This is a genomic window from Enterobacter sp. 342 (assembly GCF_036663495.1).
Lineage (GTDB): Bacteria > Pseudomonadota > Gammaproteobacteria > Enterobacterales > Enterobacteriaceae > Enterobacter.
Genome location: NZ_JAWUEI010000085.1, coordinates 1 through 3,568 on the forward strand (window position 1 = coordinate 1; position 3,568 = coordinate 3,568).

Genomic DNA, 3,568 nt, shown 5'->3' on the forward strand with positions numbered 1-3,568 from the left:
TAAGCAGAGTTTTTGAAATGTAAGGCCTTTGAATAAGACAAAAGGCTGCCTCATCGCTAACTTTGCAACAGTGCCCTGGCCATTAATTTTGACCCACCCCAAGGTGGCCAACCGGCCAGAAATGCAGATAGGGTTCCCAGCCTTTTGGCAGGCCGGGAACCGTTCTGATGATGAGGTGGAACGTGATACACAAAATAAAATCATTACATGACGATGGCAAAGGACTTTCCATTCGGGCCATCAGCCGGGAGCTGGGCATCTCGCGCAACAGCGTGCGCAAGTATCTGCGTCAGGATGAAACAACCACTGCCCGCAAGCTGGATAACCCTGTCCGCAGCAAACAGCTCGACACCTACCGGGGATACCTGATCAGCTTGCTGGCCAGCTTTCCCGGGCTCAGTGCAGTCAAGATTGCCCGCAAGCTCAAGGAGAAACTGGGTGAGCTGCCGACCTCCGAGCGCAGTATTCGTCGTTACGTCAGCGCGCTGAAGGAAGAGGTTGCAACCGGTCAGCACCGATATTACGAGCCGGTGGTTGATGAGGTGCCGGGTGTGCAGTGCCAGGTTGACCCGGGCGAGCTGCGTAACGTGCTGATTGGTGGCGTGGAAACAGTGGTGCACTTTGTTGTGTTTGTGCTGGCGTACTCGCGGCTGATGTATGTGGGCCTGTCGTTTAAGCCGCTGGATACCCGGCAGTTCATCCAGCTGCATGACGAAGCGCTGCGCTACTTTGGCGGCATGCCTGAAGAGCTGGTGTACGACCAGACCAAGCTGGTGGTGATTGAGGAGAAATACCGGGAGCTGACCCTCAACGAGCGTTTTCATCAGTACGCCACCACAGCCGGCTTTCGTATCCATGCTTGCGAAGGCTATGACCCCGAGAGCAAGGGCAAGGTTGAAGCGGGCGTCAAATACGTCAAGCAGGACTGCTTTTACGGCGAGACCTTCCGTGATGAGCAGCACCTGCGCGAGCATGTGCATCACTGGCTGGACAAGGTCGCCAATGTGCGGGCACACGGCACCACAGGTGAGGCACCTCAGCTGCGTTTTGAACGTGACGAACAGGCTCTGCTCAAGCCCTACCTGTCACCCTCTTGCGTCACATCTGAAGCCCGTGAGACCCGCAAGGCGGATAAGACCGGACTGATCTCCTGGAAGGCCAACAAGTACTCTGTGCCCATGGCCTGGCAGCAAAGCCGTGTCGGTGTGCTGGAAGACGACAGCCAGCTGCATGTGATTGATCTACAAACTGGCGAAGTGATTGCCCAGCATGCGTTGGCGGGCGGCAAAGGTCAGATTATCAAAAACACCCACCACTACCGTGACCATGCCCAGCGCCGGCAGCAGCTGGAGCAGGACATTCAAGTACTGGTGGGCGACGAGGCACTCAGCCTGGCCTTGTGTGATCAGTTGCGGAGATCCTTGCCCAAGGTCTATAAGGATCAACTGTTCGCAGTACGCAACCTGCTGAGTAAGCACGCACCTGTTGAACGGGACATGCTGTTGAACCTGAGCCAGAAGCCGGGCCTGACCGCCCGACAGATCGAAGCGTATCTGGTGGCCACCCAGCTGGCCAGCCGGCGTGAGCGTCTGCCTGAGCCCGTGCCAGAGGCTCCGTCAGAGCTGGACTTGAGTGCATACCGACAGCTTGGCCGCTCGACTGGCCAGGAGGTGACCCATGGGCATGCTTGAACAGACTGCCGCCCAGTACCGTAGCCTGCGCATGACCTCCATCGCCGCAGAGCTCGCCCAGTTACTGGCCGAGGCCGAAGCCAGTGAAATGTCGTTCCTGAGCTTTGCACAGCGACTGGCTGAATACGAACTCCAGCAGCGTCAGGCCAACCGGGTACAGCGCAATTACAAGACGGCAGGCTTTCCTGCGCACAAGCATCTGGAGGGCTTTGACTATCGCCACCAGACCACCATCAGCAAGCGCCAGATCAACAGCCTGCTGGACTTCCGGTTCATCGACGAGCGCAACAACGTGATCTTCATCGGCCCGCCAGGCGTGGGCAAGACCCACCTGGCCATCGGGATTGGCCACAAGGCCGTCGAGGCCGGATACCGGGTATTGTTTCGCACCGCGCTGGAGTTGGTGGAAGAACTGGAGCTGGCAGAAATGAAGGGCGAGCTGAAAAAGAAAATCAGCCAGCTGAGCAAGGTCGACCTCTTGATCATCGATGAGCTGGGCTACCTGCCCATGACCCGGCAGGCCCGCTACAACCTGTTCCAGCTGATCAACAGTCTGTACGAATACCGGTCTATCATCCTGACCACCAACAAGGACTTCACCTGCTGGGGCGAGTTCTTCCACGACGACAACGTGGCAGTACCGATCATCGACCGAATCATCCATCACTCACACATCTTTATGCTGGGAGGAGAGAGCTATCGGCTGAAACAGAAAACAACGGGTTAAACGTGCAAGGGTGGGTCAATTTTATTGGCCAAAGGTGGGTCAAAATTAATGGCCATTGACAAATGGCAAGAAGCACAGGCTCCAAATGTGACTTTATGACGTCGACGACTATCCGCACCTGAGCGGATACCTCTGCGGGGACGGTGTGGTTCATGCATGACGCCTAACGTTTGACATGAGGGGCGGCCAAGGGCGCCAGCCCTTGGACGTCCCCCTCGATGGAAGGGTTAGGCATCACTGCGTGTTCGCTCGAATGCCTGGCGTGTTTGAACCATGTACACGGCTGGACCATCTGGGGTGGTTACGGTACCTTGCCTCTCAAACCCCGCTTTCTCGTAGCATCGGATCGCTCGCAAGTTGCTCGGCGACGGGTCCGTTTGGATCTTGGTGACCTCGGGATCATTGAACAGCAACTCAACCAGAGCTCGAACCAGCTTGGTTCCCAAGCCTTTGCCCAGTTGTGATGCATTCGCCAGTAACTGGTCTATTCCGCGTACTCCTGGATCGGTTTCTTCTTCCCACCATCCGTCCCCGCTTCCAAGAGCAACGTACGACTGGGCATACCCAATCGGCTCTCCATTCAGCATTGCAATGTATGGAGTGACGGACTCTTGCGCTAAAACGCTTGGCAAGTACTGTTCCTGTACGTCAGCAAGTGTCGGGCGTGCTTCTTCTCCGCCCCACCACTCGACGATATGAGATCGATTTAGCCACTCATAGAGCATCGCAAGGTCATGCTCAGTCATGAGGCGCAGTGTGACGGAATCGTTGCTGTTGGTCACGATGCTGTACTTTGTGATGCCTAACTTTGTTTTAGGGCGACTGCCCTGCTGCGTAACATCGTTGCTGCGTAACATCGTTGCTGCTCCATAACATCAAACATCGACCCACGGCGTAACGCGCTTGCTGCTTGGATGCCCGAGGCATAGACTGTACAAAAAAACAGTCATAACAAGCCATGAAAACCGCCACTGCGCCGTTACCACCGCTGCGTTCGGTCAAGGTTCTGGACCAGTTGCGTGAGCGCATACGCTACTTGCATTACAGCTTACCAACCGAACAGGCTTATGTCAACTGGGTTCGTGCCTTCATCCGTTTCCACGGTGTGCGTCACCCGGCAACCTTGGGCAGCAGCGAAGTCGAGGCATTT

The 3,568-nt window shown here is 56.2% G+C and carries 4 protein-coding genes; 3 read left to right on the forward strand and 1 reads right to left on the reverse strand.

The features are described from left to right. The first annotated feature begins 182 nt into the window (after positions 1 to 182). Positions 183 to 1,691, forward strand: coding sequence for an IS21-like element ISCfr8 family transposase (gene istA, locus V6E55_RS25165; protein ID WP_077249983.1), 1,509 nt, complete (start codon positions 183 to 185; stop codon positions 1,689 to 1,691). After that, positions 1,678 to 2,418 carry an IS21-like element helper ATPase IstB gene (gene istB / locus V6E55_RS25170; RefSeq protein ID WP_012695455.1) on the forward strand — a complete coding sequence of 247 codons (741 nt, stop codon included), beginning with the start codon at positions 1,678 to 1,680 and terminating at the stop codon, positions 2,416 to 2,418. The genes istA and istB overlap by 14 nt, the downstream gene beginning before the upstream one ends. Before the next feature lie 227 nt (positions 2,419 to 2,645). Here the strand turns inward: istB and V6E55_RS25175 are convergent, their stop codons facing one another. Then, on the reverse strand, positions 2,646 to 3,200 hold the full coding sequence (locus V6E55_RS25175) for an aminoglycoside N-acetyltransferase AAC(6')-Ib3 (protein WP_032488579.1): 555 nt from the start codon (positions 3,198 to 3,200) through the stop codon (positions 2,646 to 2,648). A 176-nt stretch (positions 3,201 to 3,376) separates the two neighbouring features. On the opposite strand from V6E55_RS25175, the gene V6E55_RS25180 reads away from it, so the two are divergent. Next, a partial coding sequence (locus V6E55_RS25180) for a phage integrase N-terminal SAM-like domain-containing protein (RefSeq protein WP_191027977.1) occupies positions 3,377 to 3,568 on the forward strand: 192 nt, incomplete at its 3' end.